The sequence below is a fragment of the Pseudomonas sp. GW821-FHT09D08 genome (genome assembly GCF_059416305.1).
Genome location: NZ_JBWKOX010000016.1, coordinates 84441 through 100843 on the forward strand (window position 1 = coordinate 84441; position 16403 = coordinate 100843).

15 protein-coding genes and 1 pseudogene are annotated in these 16403 nt (G+C 61.1%); 7 read left to right on the forward strand and 9 right to left on the reverse strand.

Going from position 1 to position 16403, the window contains the following annotated elements; genetic code table 11:
* Positions 1-4: 4 nt before the first annotated feature.
* The 3 genes from AC07OP_RS23165 to AC07OP_RS23175 all read left to right on the forward strand — a co-directional run bounded on the left by AC07OP_RS23165 (position 5) and on the right by AC07OP_RS23175 (position 2721).
* Positions 5-733, forward strand: coding sequence for a TPM domain-containing protein (locus AC07OP_RS23165; RefSeq protein WP_065947342.1), 729 nt, complete (start codon positions 5-7; stop codon positions 731-733).
* A 31-nt stretch (positions 734-764) separates the two neighbouring features.
* The gene (locus AC07OP_RS23170) at positions 765-1382 is read left to right on the forward strand and encodes a TPM domain-containing protein (protein WP_495101012.1); all 618 of its coding nucleotides are present in this window, start codon (positions 765-767) and stop codon (positions 1380-1382) included.
* A gap of 121 nt (positions 1383-1503) precedes the next feature.
* Entirely contained in the window at positions 1504-2721 is a 1218-nt protein-coding gene (locus tag AC07OP_RS23175; protein WP_495101013.1) for a class I SAM-dependent methyltransferase, read from the forward strand.
* An 11-nt stretch (positions 2722-2732) separates the two neighbouring features.
* On the opposite strand, the pseudogene AC07OP_RS23180 reads toward AC07OP_RS23175, so the two are convergent.
* From AC07OP_RS23180 to AC07OP_RS23210, 7 genes and pseudogenes are all read right to left on the reverse strand, one after another.
* A pseudogene (locus tag AC07OP_RS23180) lies at positions 2733-2846 on the reverse strand (outer membrane lipoprotein carrier protein LolA); the annotation flags it as partial.
* Entirely contained in the window at positions 2800-3714 is a 915-nt protein-coding gene (locus AC07OP_RS23185) for a DMT family transporter (protein ID WP_065938848.1), read from the reverse strand. The gene AC07OP_RS23185 and the pseudogene AC07OP_RS23180, both read right to left, overlap by 47 nt.
* Positions 3715-3816: 102 nt before the next feature.
* Complete coding sequence (locus AC07OP_RS23190) at positions 3817-6375, reverse strand: TonB-dependent receptor (protein WP_495101014.1); 2559 nt, start codon at positions 6373-6375, stop codon at positions 3817-3819.
* A gap of 127 nt (positions 6376-6502) precedes the next feature.
* Positions 6503-7471 carry a FecR family protein gene (locus AC07OP_RS23195; RefSeq protein WP_495101015.1) on the reverse strand — a complete coding sequence of 323 codons (969 nt, stop codon included), beginning with the start codon at positions 7469-7471 and terminating at the stop codon, positions 6503-6505.
* A complete protein-coding gene (locus AC07OP_RS23200; protein WP_065938851.1) occupies positions 7468-8007 on the reverse strand; it encodes an RNA polymerase sigma factor in 540 nt (179 codons plus the stop codon). The genes AC07OP_RS23195 and AC07OP_RS23200 overlap by 4 nt, the downstream gene beginning before the upstream one ends.
* A 137-nt stretch (positions 8008-8144) precedes the next feature.
* Positions 8145-9017 (reverse strand): dihydrodipicolinate synthase family protein, encoded by an 873-nt coding sequence (locus AC07OP_RS23205; RefSeq protein ID WP_115485827.1) that lies wholly within the window; start codon positions 9015-9017, stop codon positions 8145-8147.
* A gap of 28 nt (positions 9018-9045) precedes the next feature.
* A complete protein-coding gene (locus tag AC07OP_RS23210) occupies positions 9046-9828 on the reverse strand; it encodes an aldolase (RefSeq protein ID WP_495101016.1) in 783 nt (260 codons plus the stop codon).
* Positions 9829-9986: 158 nt separating this feature from the next.
* On the opposite strand from AC07OP_RS23210, the gene AC07OP_RS23215 reads away from it, so the two are divergent.
* Positions 9987-10514: a helix-turn-helix domain-containing protein gene (locus AC07OP_RS23215; protein ID WP_027604369.1), complete on the forward strand. Its 528-nt coding sequence runs from the start codon at positions 9987-9989 to the stop codon at positions 10512-10514.
* A gap of 61 nt (positions 10515-10575) precedes the next feature.
* Here AC07OP_RS23215 and AC07OP_RS23220 read toward each other — a convergent pair whose 3' ends face one another.
* Positions 10576-11592 (reverse strand): DUF4917 family protein, encoded by a 1017-nt coding sequence (locus tag AC07OP_RS23220; protein WP_495101017.1) that lies wholly within the window; start codon positions 11590-11592, stop codon positions 10576-10578.
* A gap of 125 nt (positions 11593-11717) precedes the next feature.
* Here AC07OP_RS23220 and yiaY point away from each other — a divergent pair, with 125 nt between their 5' ends.
* Entirely contained in the window at positions 11718-12866 is a 1149-nt protein-coding gene (gene yiaY / locus AC07OP_RS23225) for an L-threonine dehydrogenase (protein ID WP_253493570.1), read from the forward strand.
* On the opposite strand, the gene AC07OP_RS23230 is transcribed toward yiaY, so the two are convergent.
* Positions 12833-14020 carry an MFS transporter gene (locus AC07OP_RS23230; RefSeq protein WP_495101018.1) on the reverse strand — a complete coding sequence of 396 codons (1188 nt, stop codon included), beginning with the start codon at positions 14018-14020 and terminating at the stop codon, positions 12833-12835. The two genes, yiaY and AC07OP_RS23230, sit on opposite strands and share 34 nt — an antisense overlap.
* 720 nt (positions 14021-14740) lie before the next feature.
* On the opposite strand from AC07OP_RS23230, the gene AC07OP_RS23235 reads away from it, so the two are divergent.
* The gene (locus AC07OP_RS23235) at positions 14741-15415 is read left to right on the forward strand and encodes an NAD(P)H-binding protein (RefSeq protein ID WP_495101019.1); all 675 of its coding nucleotides are present in this window, start codon (positions 14741-14743) and stop codon (positions 15413-15415) included.
* Entirely contained in the window at positions 15415-16344 is a 930-nt protein-coding gene (locus AC07OP_RS23240; protein WP_027604364.1) for a LysR family transcriptional regulator, read from the forward strand. The genes AC07OP_RS23235 and AC07OP_RS23240 overlap by 1 nt, the downstream gene beginning before the upstream one ends.
* The last annotated feature ends 59 nt before the right edge of the window (positions 16345-16403 follow it).

The following is a 16403-nucleotide window of genomic DNA, read 5'->3' on the forward strand; positions in this document are numbered from 1 at the left end:
GTCGATGCGTTTATTACGGATAGGCCTGGCGCTATGGATGCTGGCCTGCGTGGGTGTGGCCCAGGCGGCGCTGACGTTCCCGGCGTTGAGCGGGCGGGTGGTGGACACCGCCCAGATGATCGACCCGGCCACGCGCGAGCACATCACCCAGCAGTTGCAGGCGCTGGAGCAGACCCGTGGCGACCAGATCGTGGTGGTCACGGTGCCCGACCTGCAGGGCGTGCCCATCGAGGACTACGGTTACCAGTTGGGTCGCCAGTGGGGCATCGGCCAGAAGGGCAAGGACAACGGCGCGTTGCTGATCGTCGCCCGTGACGAGCGCACGTTGCGCATCGAAGTCGGCTATGGCCTCGAGGGCGTGCTTACCGATGCGCAGTCCTGGGTGATCATCAACCAGGTGATTGCCCCCAAGTTCAAGGCCGGCAATTTCAGCCAGGGTATCAGCGACGGCGTGGCGGCGATGGTACAGGTGGTCGGTGGCGAACCGCTGGCGGTGCCGGCGCATGTGGCGGATGCCAACTTTGCCAAGGATAATCCCGGCTTTTCCATCGGCCTGTTCATCCTGCTGATCGGCGTGTTGTGGCTGTGCAATCGCATGGGCCTGCCGGTGGGCGCGATCCTTTTGGCGATCCTCAGCAGCAGTGGACGCGGCGGCGGTGGCGGCGGAGGTGGCGGCGGTTTCCGAGGCGGCGGTGGTGGCTTCGGCGGCGGCGGCGCGTCGGGCGGCTGGTAATGACAATAACTAGAAAAGAGCATCTACAACCATGGCATTACTGACTGAACACGAGCAGCGCCAAGTCGCCGAAGCGATTGCCCGGGTCGAAAAAACCACCGACGCCGAACTGGTCACCGTGCTGGCGGCCAGCGCCGACGATTACGCCTACATCCCCCTGCTGTGGGCCAGCCTGATCGCCTTGGTGGTGCCGGGCGTCGTGCATTACCTGTCGGGCTACCTGACCATGTACACCTTGCTGCTGGCGCAATGGGCGACGTTCATCGTGTTGTGCCTGCTGTTTCGCCTGCCCAAGGTGACCACCCGCCTGATCCCACGCTCGGTACGCCATTGGCGCGCCTCCAACCTGGCGCGCCGGCAGTTCCTGGAGCAGAACCTGCACCACACCCTGGGCAGCACCGGGGTGCTGATTTTTGTCAGCGAGGCGGAACGTTATGTGGAGATCCTGGTGGACGAAGGTATTTCCAAGCGCCTGGATAACAGCAGTTGGGATGCCATCGTCAAGGCGTTTACCCAGCAGGTGAAACAGGGGCAGACGCTGGTTGGGTTTATTGCCTGCATCGAAGCGTGTGGTGAATTATTGAAGGTGCATGTGCCGGTGACACACGCCCGGAATGAACTGCCAAATCGCCTGGTCGTACTCGAATAGAACATCCAACACCGGAGATCAAATGTGGGAGGGGGCAGTACCGTTGATCAAATAACCCCGTGCCCTGAACCCCCATCCCCCCTAAAATGCCCGGCATTCCCTGCCCGAGGCGTTTTTGTTCATGTCTGTCACCGTTCAACCTGCCAGCCCCGCGCCGGATCATCACGCCCAGTTCATCGAACTGTTGAGCACAAGCCTTGCGCAGAACGCCTTCATCAAGCTGGTGCTGGCCAAATACGTCGGCGACGAAGCCGAGTTGCAGCGGCTGATCATCAAGGCGGTGACCGTCAAGGAGCAGCCGTGCCTGTCCTTCGTCTACCGCTACAAGACCCGCGACATCACCAAGAACTTGGCGCTGGCCGACGGCGTGGCGGCGATTGCCGCGTTGCTGCCGGGCTCGTTCAAGAACGCACACCTGCTGTCGCTGACCGACGAAGCCCAGTTGGAATACAGCAAGAAGAACAAAAGCTCGCTGTTCAGGAGCAAGCCTCAGCAACTGCGCGAGGCGCCATCGGCCGAGCATAACCGTGAGAAGCATCGCTTCCTCGACCTGAGCCGGCCGTTCCTCGCCGACCTGGGCGTGACCGACGCCAAGCAGGCGCTGATCCCGTCGATGTCGCGCAAGTGGAAGCAGATCAACAAGTTCATCGAAGTGTTCAGCCATGCGCTGACCTCCTCACCGCTGAAGCTGGACCAACCGGTGCGCGTCGCCGATTTCGGTTCGGGCAAGGGCTACCTCACGTTTGCGATCCACGACTACCTGCGCAACACCCTCAAGGCCGAAGGCGAAGTCACCGGCGTCGAGTTGCGCGAAGACATGGTGACCCTGTGCAACACCGCCGCCGCTCGCCTCGAGCACCCGGGGCTGGTGTTCAAGTGCGGTGATGTGCGCAGCGTGGCGCCCAGCGAACTGGACGTGATGATCGCCCTGCATGCCTGCGACATCGCCACCGATTACGCGATCCACACCGGCATCCGCTCCGGCGCATCGATCATCATGTGCTCACCGTGCTGCCATAAGCAGATTCGCCTGCAGATCCAGAGCCCGGCGCTGCTCAAGCCGATGCTGCAATACGGCCTGCACCTGGGCCAGCAGGCGGAAATGGTCACCGACAGCTTGCGTGCGTTGTTCCTCGAAGCGTGCGGCTACGAGACCAAGGTGTTCGAGTTCATCTCCCTGGAGCACACCAACAAGAACAAGATGATCCTGGCGGTCAAGCGTGCGGAGCCGGTGGACAACGCGCAGTTGCTGGAGAGAATCCAGGAGTTGAAGGCGTTCTATCACATCTCCGAACACTGCCTGGAAACCCTGCTGCGCGCGGATGGCTACCTGATCTGACCGCCGCCCCCTGTAGGAGCGAGCTTGCTCGCGAAAAGCCTGAGAGCACCGCAGGCTTTCAGGTTTCCCGCGTTATCGTTAGCGACCTTCGCGAGCAAGCTCGCTCCTACAGGGGGCTGGCGCAGCCTGCACTGCGGTCTTGCGCCCGAGCATCACCGTGACGATGACCCCACAGGCAAACACCCAGGTAATCGGCTCGATATGTTCACCGAAGAACAGCGCCGAAAACGCGATGGTGAAGAAGATCTGCAACAGCTGAATCTGGCTGACCCGCGCAATGCCGCCCATGGCCAGGCCGGCGTACCAGGCGAAGAAGCCCAGGAACTGCGAGAACAGCGACACATAGCCGAACGCCCACCAGGCGCGCATCGAGACCGCGCCTTGGTGCTGCGCCGCCAGGTACCACACCGGGCCGATCAACACCGGCGTGGACAGTACCAGCGCCCAGCAGATCACCTGCCAGCCGCCCATCTCCTTGGCCAACCGACCACCTTCGGCATAGCCCAGGCCACCCACGGCTATCGCGCCGAGCATCAATAAATCGCCGGCCTGGATACTGCCGGCGCCGGTGATCAATGCATAACTCAACACCAACCCGCTGCCCAGCGCCGCGCAGGCCCAGAAGGCTTTCGACGGCCGCTCATGGGACAGCCACGCCGCATACAGCGCCACGCACAGCGGTTGCAGGCCATTGACCAGTGCGCCATGGGAGGCCGGCAAGGTTTGCATGGCCCACGCCGACAGCACCGGGAAGCCCAGAATCACCCCCGCAATGACCAGGCACAAACCCCGCACCTGGCGCCAGGTCGGCCAGCGCTCGCGGCGCCACAGCAACAGCGCCGCCGCCGGGATCGCCGCAAACAAGGCACGGCCCAGGCCGTTGAGCAGCGGGTGGATTTCCTGCACCACGATACGGGTGAAGGGCAGGGTCAGGCTGAAGATGATGACACCCAGCAGGCCGAGGGCCATGCCGGTGTTTTCGCGCGAGCTCATGGGCGGGATCCGAAATCCAGAGGGCTTCAAAGGAAGCCCATCTAGCCACAACCCCCGCCGATTCCGGGCCTACAGCTGGGTGCGGATTTATCCGTACAGTTTTCAGAAGAAGCGCGTGATGCTGATCTTGGCGTCGCGCCCCTTGGTGTAGGCACGGTCGCCGCTCAGGGCCGGACGGAAGTTGTTGTTGAACATATTGTCCAGGGTGAAGTTGACCTCAGTGCCCTTGAGGTACGCCTGCTGCGGCTTCCATTTGGCGAACAGGCCCTGGGTGTTGTAGCGCTTGTTGCCATACTGGTCGTAGAACAAGTCGCCGACGCTGGAGCCCGGGCCGCCCGAATATTTGTCGCTGGGCAGGCGGTCGGTGGCGCCGACGAATTGCCCCGTCCAACCGACCTGGGCATCCCAGGCCGGGATGTTGGTCCCTAACACCAGTACCCATTTGGTCGGCGGAATATCGCGTGCCGACACATCCGGCCCCCATGGGTTGGTGTAGGCCCCTTCGTGTTGGCCGGTGGCATAGGCGTACGATACCGAGCCGAACAGGTAGGTGGAGTTATAGAACGACTCGACCTCGAAGCCCTTGATGGTCAGGCCGCCGATATTGCGATAGTTGGACATCGCCCCCGGCGGGCAGGCCGTGGAAATACTGCCGCCGTTGATGGCCTGGTTCTGGCAGCCCACACCGGTAGCCTTGAAGATCTCGTCCTCGACTTTGTTGTGGAACAGGGTCGTGCGTATTTGCAGGTTGTCATCCTGGGCGATCAGGTTATCGAAGCTGGTGATGTTACCCACGGTGATCGAGGTGATGCGCTCCGGGTCGAGGTCGACGCTGGTGGCGGTGCGGCTGCCCAGGCCCTGCACTTCGTACTGCTCGTCGATCACCGGCGCGCGCCAGGTCTGGCTCCAATTGGCAAACAGCCCGACATGGGGAGTTACCGTCCAGAACAGCGCCAGGCGCGGCGACCAGCCGGTGTAGGTCCGGTCGCTGTAGTCGTGGCCGACGGCCGGGTCGGGGTTGCTGTAGTACGGTGCATCGTTGGCCTCGCCGCGGTTGCGCACGTGGTCGTAGCGCAGCGATGGGGTAACGGTCACGTCCCCCAGGGTCACCGCGTCCTGGATGAAGAAGCTGTTGGTATCGACCTTGCCATGCGGCATGAAGCCCGGTTGGAAATGCCCGTAGTTGTAGCGTGGGGTGTTGTAGGTGGCGCCGGGCATCCACATCTCGGTTTCGCGGGTGTGCTTGCGAATTTGGCCGCCGAGGGTCACTGCGTGTTGCAAGGGACCCGTGTCAAACAGGCTGACGTTACGGATGTCGAGGTTCTTGTCGGTGTAGGCCGTGTCCATCTTGCGCCCGCCGGTGGCCAGCTGGAAAAACGCCGTGGCATCGCGCTCGTCGGTCTGGTCGGTGTTGGACTGGGAGTATTTGACGGTCAGGTCCACCAGCGGGTTGTCCAGGGGCTGGTACTCATACTTGCCCGACCACGTGGTGTCGACGGTGTCGCGGTGGGCTAAAAAACGCTTGAGTGCTCCTTCGTAGCCGTAGCGATCAATGTTGGCCTGAGTCGGTGGCGTGGGGTAGCTGGCGGCGGAGAACGGTGTCCAGCGGTTGCTGTGGGACCGTGAGTAGGACAGGCCGACGCTGTGTTCATCGGTGAAGTGCGCATTGACCTTGAACAGCTTGCCGTCCACATCCTGGGCCGTATTGGGCAGGCGTTGGGGGTTGATCGGGTACTGGTTGTTCTCGTTGGGCAGCTTGGCGGCCACCTTCATGTCGTCACCGTCGCGTTTTGTCAGGTAGGCCAGCGCATCGAAACGACCATCGTCGGTGCGGCCATACACGGCGCTGCTGTAGATCTGTTCGTGGTCGTTGCTGGAATAACCGTACTTGAGCATCGCACCGCTGTTGCGACCGTCCTTGAGCAGGTCCGGGGCATCCTTGGTGGTCATGTTCACCGTACCGCCAAAGCCGCCGTTCCCGCTGAACGGCGAGTTGGGGCCTTTCTCCACTTCGATGCTCTTGATCAACTCCGGCTCGATAAACACGGTGCCTTGCTGGTAGCGCTCGAAACCGCTTTTGGTCGCGCCATCGACGGTCAGCGGCACGTCTTCGGCATCGCCGAAGCCACGGATGTTGATGGTCTGACCGCCGGGTTTCAGTGAGCCACCCTGGCTCACGCCGGGCAGGGTCTGCAACAGGCTGGGGATGTTATTGGCCTGGTAGCGATCGATATCCGCCTGGCTCAGGGTGGAGCGGCCGACGGTGCTGGAGTCGACCTGATTGCCGGTGCCGATCACGCTCAGGGTGTCCAGCTGGATCGCGCCGCTCTGGGTGGTCTTGGCCTCTTCGGGCTTTACCACGTACGTGCTGCCGACCTTGATCAGGGTGAACTCGCCGTTTTTCAGCAGGCTGCGAATCGCAACTTCCGGTGTGAAGTCACCGTTGAGCGCCGGTGCCTGCACGTTCTTGAGCAGCTCCTCATCGAACAACAGCTGGATCTTCGCCTGCTGCGCTACTTGGCTCAGGGACGTGGCCAGCGCCTGGGCGGGCAGTTGCACGGTGAATGACTCGGCCTGGGCGCTGAGGCTGAACGTCAGGCAGGTGGCGATGAGGGTCGGTCGAAGATACAGGTGCGAAGCGTGGCAAGGCGCGCGAAACATGGAATCCCCCGGAGCGGCCAAATGGCCAAAAAGGTGTGCTGATCAGATACAGACCGGAGGAAGACGGGGCAGGCAAAAAAATCCACACCTGCGAATGCAAAATATTCTCAAATAAGAATTTCGCAGATTACTTGCTCGGTTCAATCCGCACGATGCCATCGGCCGAGACCACGGTTTTCACCGGCAACAGGGCGGGCAGGGCGTTAAGCAGGGCATCCGGATCATTCACGTCCAGATTGCCCGAGACTTTCAGGTGCGCTACCGCGTTACTGACCTGCAACGGTGCCTGCGGGCGATACAGGCTCAGTTCATCGATCAGGCTGGCCAGTTCACGGTTGCGGAACGACAAGTGCCCGCTGCGCCAATCGGCGACTTCTTCGGCCGTGAGGGTTTGCTGTTGCAAGGTGCCCTTGGCGTAGCTGTAGATGGCGCGTTGCTGGGCGCCGAGCAGAGAGACGGGGCTTGTGGCAGACGGCTCGAAAGCGACCTGGCCGTGGGCGACGCTGACCACCAGTTGCTGCTGGCTGCGGCGCACATCGAAGCCGGTGCCGACCACCCGCACACTGGCCTCGCCGGCTTGAACGAACAGCGGCCGCTCTTTGTCGGCCGCCACTTCGATATACACCTGGCCCTTGTCCAGGTGCACGATGCGCTGGTGGGCGCTGAAATCCACACGCAGGCGGGTGTTGGCATTCACCGACAGGGTGCTGCCATCGGGCAGCTTCAGGGTGCGCATGCCCTTGGCATGGGCCGCCACCTGGCTGTGATACAACTCGCGGGGCGCACCGATGTGGGGGGCCAATACGGCGCATAGCACGGCGGCTGCTACGGCCAGGGCCGGGCGCAATACCGATGCTTTGCGCTTGGGCAGCGCCACGGGTTTGTTCAGTTGCTGCAACTGGGCCAGGTCGGCCCACAACTGCTCGAATTCGGCATAGGCGCGGGCATTGGCCGGCGTGGCCTGCCAGGCGGCAAAGGCCTTGCGATCGGCACGGCCTGCGTCGTTACGGTTGCGCGCAAACCAACTGGCGGCTTGGGCATCGATGGCGTCACTGGCTTCGATATCCAGGCCGTCGGTGTCGCTCAGGCGGTTCATTCTGGCTGCTCCGTGCCGGGGTCGTTTTGAAGGCGTCGCTTGCAATGCAGCAGGGCAAAAGCGATGTGCTTTTCCACCATGCTTGTCGAAATGCCCATGCGCTCGGCGATCTGCACCTGGCTCAGGCCTTCGAAGCGGTGCAGCATAAGGGCTTCTCGCCGGCGGGGCGAGAGTTCGGCGAGGACTTCTTTCAACTGTTCCAGGCGTTGCAGGCGCTGGGCGGCGGCCATGGGGTCGTTTTGCTCGTCGGTGATCGGTTCCGCGTCCCTGTCGGCCTGATCTGGGTGGACGGTTTGCCGTACCTTCTGTTTGCGCCAGTGATCACGCAGTAGGTTGCGTGCCATCTGGAACAAAAATGCCCGTGGCTGCTCGACCTTGGCCCGGTCGCGGTAGTCCAGCCACTGGGTAAAGACGTCCTGGGTCATGTCCGCCGCGTCGCTGGCGTTGTCCGTGCGTCTGCGCAGGAAATACAGAATATCTGCATAGAACCCGCGAAAGGCATCGGCCGACACCGGGTCGGGCTTGGGACGAGACATGGATATCCTTCTTGACGAAGCACGACGTGGAAAAGTCGTGAATGATATCGAGAACTATTGTCATTTGTCTCTATTTTAGACGGGCCCGGATTAAAATATGGGGAGGAGGCAAACTCCTCCCACATAAGGTCGCAGTTTTACCGCAGCAAGGTCTTCAGTTGTTCGATCCCTGCTTCACCCAATGGAAACACCGGCAAACGAGGATCGCCCGCCTCCAACCCGGTCAGGCGCAGCCCGGCCTTGATCGTCGCCGGCAACCCGCCCTTGAGGATGAACTCCAGCAACGGCAACTGCCGATAAAACAGCTCGCGCGCCTTGTCCAGGTCATTGGCCAGCACCGCCGCATACAACGCCAGGTTCAGGTGCGGGATCAGGTTCGGCGCCGCCGTGCACCAACCCTTGGCTCCGGCCGCAAAGGCTTCCAGTGCCAGCGGGTTGCAGCCGTTGTAGAACGGCACGTCGCTGTGGCGCCGCAGTTGATGCATGCGTTGAACGTCCCCGGTGCTCTCCTTGACCATCGTCACGTTTGCCACCTGCTTGACGATACGCAGGATCAGATCCACCGACATGTCCGTACCGCTGGTGGCCGGGTTGTTGTAGAGCATGATCGGCACGCCGATGCTGTCGCCGATCGCAGCGTAGTGGGCGAGGATTTCCGCCTCGCTGAGCTTCCAATACGAGGCCGGCAGCACCATCACCACATCCGCGCCATTGGCTTCGGCGTAGCGGGCGCGGCGCACGGCCTTGGCGGTGGTCAGGTCGGAGACGCTGACCACCGTGGGCACGCGCCGGGCGATTTTTGCCAGGCTGTAGGCGCTGACTTCGTCCCACTCGGCATCGCTCAAATACGCACCTTCACCCGTGCTGCCCAGGGGCGCGATGGCGTGCACGCCGCTGTCGATCAAACGGTCGATGGAACGACCGAGGGCGTCGAGGTCGATGCGCTGGCCGTCAGCGCTGAACGGGGTGATGGTGTAGCCGATGATGCCGTGAATCGTTGGGCTGGACATGGAAAGTCTCCGGTAGAAAAAGGTCGGGTCAGTTCAGGCAATCGGCGTGCTGGCGCAGGTTCTGCCGCACGTAGTAATTGAACGCGGCGCCGTGGCGCTTGGGTCGGGAAATCCAGGCATGGGCTTCGCGCCCCAGTTGCGGCAGGATCGGCTTGATCGCACCGGCTGCCATGGCGAGCAACTGCAACTTGGCCGCGCGTTCGATCAACTGTGCGATCACGCAGGCTTCCTCGACACTCGCTCCGGTCGACAACTGGCCGTGGTGCGACAGCAGGATCGCGCGCTTGTCGCCCAGGGCCTCGGTGATGATTTCCCCCTCTTCATTGCCCACCGGCACACCCGGCCAGGCCTCCAGGAACGCGCAGTCTTCGTACAATGGGCAAAGGTCCATGTGGGACACCTGCAACGGCACTTCCAACATCGACAGTGCAGCGATATGGGTCGGGTGCGTATGAATAATGCAATTCACATCCGGTCGCCCGCGGTACACCCAACTGTGAAAGCGGTTGGCCGGGTTGGGGATGCCGTGACCTTCCAGCACCTCAAGATCCTCGTTGACCAGCAACAGGTTGCTGGCCGTGATTTCATCAAAACCCAGGCCCAGTTGCTGGGTGTAGTAGGTACCCTGTTCAGGCCCGCGCGCGGTGATCTGCCCGGCGAGGCCGGAGTCGTGGCCGTGTTCGAACAGGATTCGGCAAGTGAGCGCCAGCTTTTGCCGGACGGTCCACGTATTATCCGCCAGGGTGTTTTGCATCTGGACCAGCGCTTGCTTGACCAGTTGGTCTTTGGGGAGTGCTAATGTCTTGGCCATATCGGTGTCCTTTGGGTGGTTCAATGGACGTCGGATTTGCTGGTCTCCCGCTGCTCGCAAGGTCGTTGGGTGAGGCAAATGACACTAATGATGCTATATGACACAAAGTGTCATTGGCAAGCGCAGCTTATCGCTTCTGCATGGATTAACCGCAGCACATGTCTATCCGTTTGAAATTATTGAGGAAAAAACTTGGCGTGACCTTGGAGGCCCTGGCTGAAAAATCCGGGATGACCAAGAGTTACCTGTCCAAGGTCGAGCGTGGGCTCAACACGCCGTCGATTGCCGCTGCGCTGAAACTGGCCAAGGCGTTGAACGTGAAGGTCGAAGAGCTGTTCAGCGAAGACCGCGTCAGCCTCGACAGCTACAGCCTGGTGCGCAGCCATGAGCGGCCCGACACCGCGCCGGGTTACGCAGTGCTGGCCCATCAGGTCAGTGAGCGCAGCTTGTTGCCGTTCATCATCTACCCGCCGGCGCAATTCTCCGACAAAACCTTCAAGGAGCACCTTGGAGAGGAGTTCCTGTTCGTGCATGAAGGGGCGGTAGAAGTGGATTTCATGAACGAACGGGTGATTCTGGAGCGCGGCGATGCGCTGCATTTCAATGCCCAGAAGCCGCATCGCCTGCGTTCGGTAGGCCCTGTGCAGGCGCAGCTATTGGTGGTTGTACACAGCTCGCAAGAATGACCGCGCTGACGGTTTGAAATGCGATCGGTATGGGCGGGAGCAAGTCCCTCCCACCGGTGGCTCAACGTTCGACAGGTACCGACAGGGCCGGATCACCCAACGGATGCGTGCGCGCGGCAAAAAACTTCAACTGCGCGCCACAGCCATCAAACAACTGCGAATACCGCCGCTTCTGCTGGCGAATAAACCCGTCGCTGCGGCCCGATACCGAGATCGCCAGGGTCGCGGGGCGGGCCTGGCGAATTGCATCCACCACGTGTTGATCCTGCGTTCCCAGGTCATGGCCAAAGATGCACAGCGCGCCCTCATGGCTCAGCAACTGTTCATAGCAGAACGACAGGTAATCCGAGCTGCGGATGGTCTTGAGCTTCTCTTGCACCGTGCCTTCGTTGATAAACAGCGGCACATCGTCCAGGGTCTTGATCGTATTGTTGATCGCAAAGCTGCTGAGCAAGGTGCTGTCGGTGCTCGGCAATTTGCGTGCGGTGCCGTCAAGGTTGCGCACCAGGTGCAGGCCGCCGTGCAGGTAGAGGATGCGCGTGGTATCGGTGTGGGTGTTGCGCAGGTCGAAGCTCGAGTCGGCGCTGCGGAACAGGTCGTCGATGCCCGGCGTGTGCAGGATCGCCCAATAGTTGAGCAGATCGTAATTGGTGGTGAATACGCTGGCGTAGTTCGCCAGTTCGCGGTTGATCGTCGCCAGCGTCGACGGCTGCACCAGCCGCCACGGAATGTGCACGGCGTGGATGGTATTGATCAGCGCTTCCTTGATCGCGTAGTAGCGATTACGCGGTGCCGCCGAGCTGACCGCCAGGGCCTTGTTGACTCGGCTGGTGGTTTTCAAGGCCCCCAGGGTCTGCTCGAAGCTGCGGGTCTGCAGGGCGTCGAACACGCTAAGCTCGGATGGGCCCAGGGGTTTTTCTTCGACGGTGCGTGCGTTTTCGAACAGCGAGTCGTAGGCAAAGTCTTCCCAAATCGTGCGGCTCGCGCCATTGCCGATCAGAATCCCACTAAAGGCGGTGCTGCTGCGCAGGGCGCTCCAGTCTTCAAGGTGGGCGTCAATATCCTGGAAATCCTTCATTGCTGTGGGTCTACTCGAAATCGGCTGGATGGCGACTTTATCACGAGTGGGTGTTGATCCTGGTCAAGGTGTCGCAGGCAGGTGAGGTTGATGCTGTAGGCATAAACGTCATCCGAGGATTCGCCATGAGCAGCACCTTCTTCATTCCCGCCGTCAACATCATGGGCACCGACTGCCTCGACGAAGCCATGAATGCCATTCGCAACTACGGTTTTCGCAAAGCGCTGATCGTCACCGACGCGGGCCTGGCCAAGGCGGGCGTGGCCAGCATGATCGCCGAGAAGCTGGCGATGCAGGACATCGATTCGGTGATCTACGATGGCGCCAAGCCCAACCCCAATGTGGAAAACGTCGAGAAAGGCCTGGCGTTGCTGCAGCAGAGCGCCTGCGATTTCGTGGTGTCCCTGGGCGGCGGTTCGCCCCATGACTGCGCCAAGGGCATCGCCCTGTGCGCCACCAACGGCGGGCATATCAGCGACTACGAAGGGGTCGATCAATCCAGCAAGCCGCAGATGCCCTTGGTGGCGATCAACACCACTGCCGGCACCGCCAGCGAGATGACCCGTTTCTGCATCATCACCGACGAAACCCGTCACGTGAAAATGGCCATCGTCGACCGCAACGTCACACCGCTGCTGTCGGTCAACGACCCGAGCCTGATGGTCGGCATGCCCAAGGGCCTCACCGCCGCCACCGGCATGGACGCCCTGACCCACGCCATTGAAGCCTACGTGTCCACGGCGGCCACCCCGATCACCGACGCCTGCGCGATCAAGGCCATCGAACTGATCAGCGCCAACCTGCGCCTGGCAGTACGCGACGGCAGCGACAAAGCCGCGCGGGAAAACATGGCCTATGCCCAGTTCCTCGCAGGCATGGCGTTCAACAATGCGTCCCTGGGTTTCGTGCATGCCATGGCCCACCAACTCGGCGGTCTCTATGACCTGCCTCACGGCGTGTGCAACGCGGTGCTGCTGCCCCATGTGCAAAGCTTCAATGCCAGCGTCAGTGCCAAGCGCTTGAGCGATGTCGGCCGCGCGCTGGGTGTCGACGCCAAGGGCACCACTGACGAAGAGGGCGCCCAAGCCGCCATCGCCGCCATTCGCAGCCTGTCCCAGGACGTTGAAATCCCTGCCGGCCTGCGCGAACTGGGTGCCAAGTTGCAGGACATTCCGCTGCTGGCCACCAATGCATTGAAGGACGCGTGCGGGCTGACCAACCCACGGCGCGCCGATCAGCGTCAGATTGAGGAGATCTTTCGTAGCGCGTTCTGATCTGTCCGGCAACTGGCGGTGCACATGAACGCGCCGCCAGCCAATGCCACGCACAAGAGCGCCAATGGCCAAGCCTGCTGGCTCACCAGCAGGCTTGCTACGCCGCCGATCAACGCGGCCATCAACTGATGCATGAAGCCACTCAAGGCCATGGCATAGGAACCGCTGACCGGCGACTGATCATTAGCCAGTGACAAACTGATGGGGTAACTCATCGATTGCCCAAATACTGCCAGGCAATACGGCAACCACAACAACAGCGCGATCCCGCTGGCAAATACACTACCCAACAGCATCAGCGCCGTTCCCATTAACGCCAGCGCCACGCCCCAGCTCATCATCGTCAACCGCCCCATCCGCGCGACGAAGCGGTTGACCATCAACGCCCCCGCCAGATAGGCCCCGCTGATCGGCCACCCCAGCCAGCCGTACTGCGCCGCGCTCCACTCGAAGCGCCCTTGCAGTATCAGCGGAGCACAGGTGTTGAAGGCAATGATCACCCCATAGCCCAGCCCACCGGCCAATGCTGCGTGTAGAAAGGGGGGATGCCGCACAATCGTGGTGTAGATCCGCCAGGCTGAGTCTGGCGAATCAGCCTTCATCACTGACGGAAACACCACGCTTTGCAGCACAGCAATCAACGTGACGGCACTTATTGCCAACCCATAGAAAATGGCCTTCCAGCCGAAGGCCGCCTGCAACAGCGACCCCATGAACTGGCCGATACCTAGCGCGATTACAAACGTCATCCCCAGCCACGACAACCCTCTGGCCAAAAGCGCCCCGCTGAAACTGTCCCGCACCAACACCCTGGCCATGACCGCGACTCCACCCGCGCCCAAACCCTGAATCAGGCGTAATGACAAAAAAGATTCGACGTTAAATGCCGATGGAATCGCCGCGCTTGCCGAGGCATATACCGCCAGCGCCGCCAGCAGGACCGGCTTTCTGCCAAACCGCTCCCCCAGGCTGCCCCAGAGCAACATCGGCAGCGCCATACCCACCAGGTACACCGCCAGGGCCAGTGCGACGTGGTCCTCGGCGGCGAGCAGGGACTGGGCGATGACCGGCACAGCGGGCAAATAGCTGCTAATGCCGACTTGGGCGAGGAAGGCGGCGCAGCAAGCGAGGGCGAGACGGGTGGTGTTTTTCAAGGGGAGGCGTCCTGCGCCTTAAGTTCTGCGTACGTCATCGTAAATGGCTTCCTCTGTATAGATACGAACAATGATTGAAACTTATGCTCACTGAGATGTAAGAGTGCGTATGTGGCGGTTGGGTATAGTTGATGCGCAATTTAGCTTGCGTATTTGTGTTCCTGTATTAAGTCTTTCAACTTTGAATGAAGCAATGATCTCCAAATGCTGACAGGTCGTGGCAGTTATCCAGCGTTAAAAGGCCGAGATATGACGTCGTGCAGAGGTGATAGGGTTTTCGCTCATGTTTATCGATAAGTTGGTTGTTGTCTTGAACTTTTACATTGAGTTCGCAAATTCGACCTGACTGTGCTGTCGGCCAGATATATTGGTTTCTTGTAGTTTGTTGACTGGTTTTTTGATTGCATATATCTAACTTGCTTTACCTGTCCTTGGGTAAGGCAAGAACAGTAAAGGGAAGTTTTTGATAGGGTAAGTCAGATATTTCCCATGCGGGCTACTCTGGATGGATATTTTGTTGTGAGTAAGTTCCTACATTTTGTAAGTTCCAATGGACATCCAGCCGATGGGTGAATGAAAGCAGTGGGGGGCGTTCGCGTTTTGTTGAGGTCGTATCCCGCAGGATTGAGTAAGGTGTCCGCATACCGGCCGGATGTGACGATGGCCTTCAAGGACCTGTCTCTTGGGTAGTCGAAACCATATGGATGAAGGGAGTACTTGATGAGAGTTCTGTTATTCGGTGCCACCGGCATGGTCGGCCAGGGCGTCCTGCGCGAGTGCCTGCTGGCCGCTGACGTACAGGAAGTCGTCGCCGTCGGCCGCACGCCCCTGACCCGGGAACACTGCAAGTTGCATCAGGTATTGCACAGCGACATGCTGGATTTCCAACCCCTGGAAAACCTGCTGCAAGGGTTTGACGCGTGTTTCTTCTGCCTCGGCGTGTCGTCTGCCGGCCTGAACGAAACCAAGTACACCCACCTCACTTATGACCTGACCCTCGTCGCCGCCAGCACCCTGGCGCGGCTTAATCCGCAAATGACGTTTATCTACGTGTCCGGCGCCGGTACGGACAGCTCCGAAGCGGGCAAGTCGATGTGGGCGCGGGTCAAGGGCAAGACCGAGAATGCCTTGCTGCGCCTGCCGTTCAAGGCGGTGTACCTGTTCCGGCCGGGGATCATTCAGCCGCTGCACGGTGTGCGCTCGAAGACGCCGTTGTATCAAGCCTTCTATTCCGTGCTCGGGCCAGTGCTGTCGTTGGTGCGTCGGGTCAAGCCGGGCTGGGTGGTGAGCACAGAGACTGTCGGCCGGGCGATGCTCGCGGCGGTGCGCCATGGCGCGCCGCAACCGGTGGTGGAACAGGCCGAGATCAATCGCCTGGCGTCCGAGCGCGCCTGATGCTGCACAAGAGCCTGGTGCGTCGCCTCGATCTGATCACCCTGCAGCTGTTCGTCGCGGTGTTCGAAGAGGGCACCCTGACCCGCGCCGCCGCCCGCGAAGCCATCGCCGTGTCGGCAGCCAGCAAGCGTTTGATGGAGCTGGAGCAGGTGCTGGGGGTGAGCCTGTTCGTGCGACGGGCCAAGGGCATGGACCTCACCGCCGCCGGCGAAACCCTGCTGCACCATGCCCGGCAGATGCTGTTCAACGTGGAAAAAATGGGCCTGGAGCTTGGCGAGCATAGCCATGGCGTGCGCGGTTACGTGCGGATGCTGGCCAATCTCTCGGCGATTATTCAGTTTCTTCCGGAAGACTTGCGGGATTTTTCCAGGCTGCATCCCGAAGTGAAAACCGACCTCGAAGAACGCCCCAGCAACGGCGTGGTGCAAGGTGTGCTGGATGGGGTGGCGGACCTGGGGATCTGCTCCAGTGATACCGACACCAAGGGCCTGCCCAGCGTGACCTATCGCCACGACAAACTGGTGGTGTTGATGCCGGCGGATCACCCCTTGGCGCCGCGCGAAAGCCTGGCCTTCGCCGAGACCCTGGACAGTGACTACGTGGGCCTGCACGCCGCCAGCTCGATCAACATGCGCACCCACGCCGCCGCGCGCGAGGCCGGCAAGACACTGCGCCTGCGTATTCATGTGCCGGGCTTTGATGCGATGTGCCGGATGGTCCAGGCGAACATGGGCATCGGCATCCTGCCGCTGAAGGCCTATGAATTGTTTGGCCGTGCCCTGGGCCTGCATGCCGTGCCACTGACCGATGCCTGGTCGGACCGCAGTTTGATCCTGGTGGTGCGCGATGAGGCGCAGTTGTCGCCAGTGAGCCGGCTGCTGTTCGATTACCTGAGCGTTCGCATTCAGCGAACGCTCCTTGCCAACTGACGGTTGGATTTTTCCTGTCCCTGTCCTCTAGCCTTGGCTGCACATTCCAAGAATAAGAG

What these genes read in the sequence shown, in the direction of transcription:
- AC07OP_RS23175 (WP_495101013.1), top strand. Translation starts at nt 1,504, where the DNA reads ATGTCTGTCACCGTTCAACCTGCCAGCCCCGCGCCGGATCATCACGCC.
- AC07OP_RS23205 (WP_115485827.1), bottom strand. Translation starts at nt 9,017, where the DNA reads ATGTCCAGCCCAACGATTCACGGCATCATCGGCTACACCATCACCCCG.
- AC07OP_RS23185 (WP_065938848.1), bottom strand. Translation starts at nt 3,714, where the DNA reads ATGAGCTCGCGCGAAAACACCGGCATGGCCCTCGGCCTGCTGGGTGTC.
- AC07OP_RS23165 (WP_065947342.1), top strand. Translation starts at nt 5, where the DNA reads ATGCGTTTATTACGGATAGGCCTGGCGCTATGGATGCTGGCCTGCGTG.
- AC07OP_RS23235 (WP_495101019.1), top strand. Translation starts at nt 14,741, where the DNA reads ATGAGAGTTCTGTTATTCGGTGCCACCGGCATGGTCGGCCAGGGCGTC.
- AC07OP_RS23195 (WP_495101015.1), bottom strand. Translation starts at nt 7,471, where the DNA reads ATGAACCGCCTGAGCGACACCGACGGCCTGGATATCGAAGCCAGTGAC.
- yiaY (WP_253493570.1), top strand. Translation starts at nt 11,718, where the DNA reads ATGAGCAGCACCTTCTTCATTCCCGCCGTCAACATCATGGGCACCGAC.
- AC07OP_RS23240 (WP_027604364.1), top strand. Translation starts at nt 15,415, where the DNA reads ATGCTGCACAAGAGCCTGGTGCGTCGCCTCGATCTGATCACCCTGCAG.
- AC07OP_RS23220 (WP_495101017.1), bottom strand. Translation starts at nt 11,592, where the DNA reads ATGAAGGATTTCCAGGATATTGACGCCCACCTTGAAGACTGGAGCGCC.
- AC07OP_RS23210 (WP_495101016.1), bottom strand. Translation starts at nt 9,828, where the DNA reads ATGGCCAAGACATTAGCACTCCCCAAAGACCAACTGGTCAAGCAAGCG.
- AC07OP_RS23170 (WP_495101012.1), top strand. Translation starts at nt 765, where the DNA reads ATGGCATTACTGACTGAACACGAGCAGCGCCAAGTCGCCGAAGCGATT.
- AC07OP_RS23200 (WP_065938851.1), bottom strand. Translation starts at nt 8,007, where the DNA reads ATGTCTCGTCCCAAGCCCGACCCGGTGTCGGCCGATGCCTTTCGCGGG.
- AC07OP_RS23190 (WP_495101014.1), bottom strand. Translation starts at nt 6,375, where the DNA reads ATGTTTCGCGCGCCTTGCCACGCTTCGCACCTGTATCTTCGACCGACC.
- AC07OP_RS23215 (WP_027604369.1), top strand. Translation starts at nt 9,987, where the DNA reads ATGTCTATCCGTTTGAAATTATTGAGGAAAAAACTTGGCGTGACCTTG.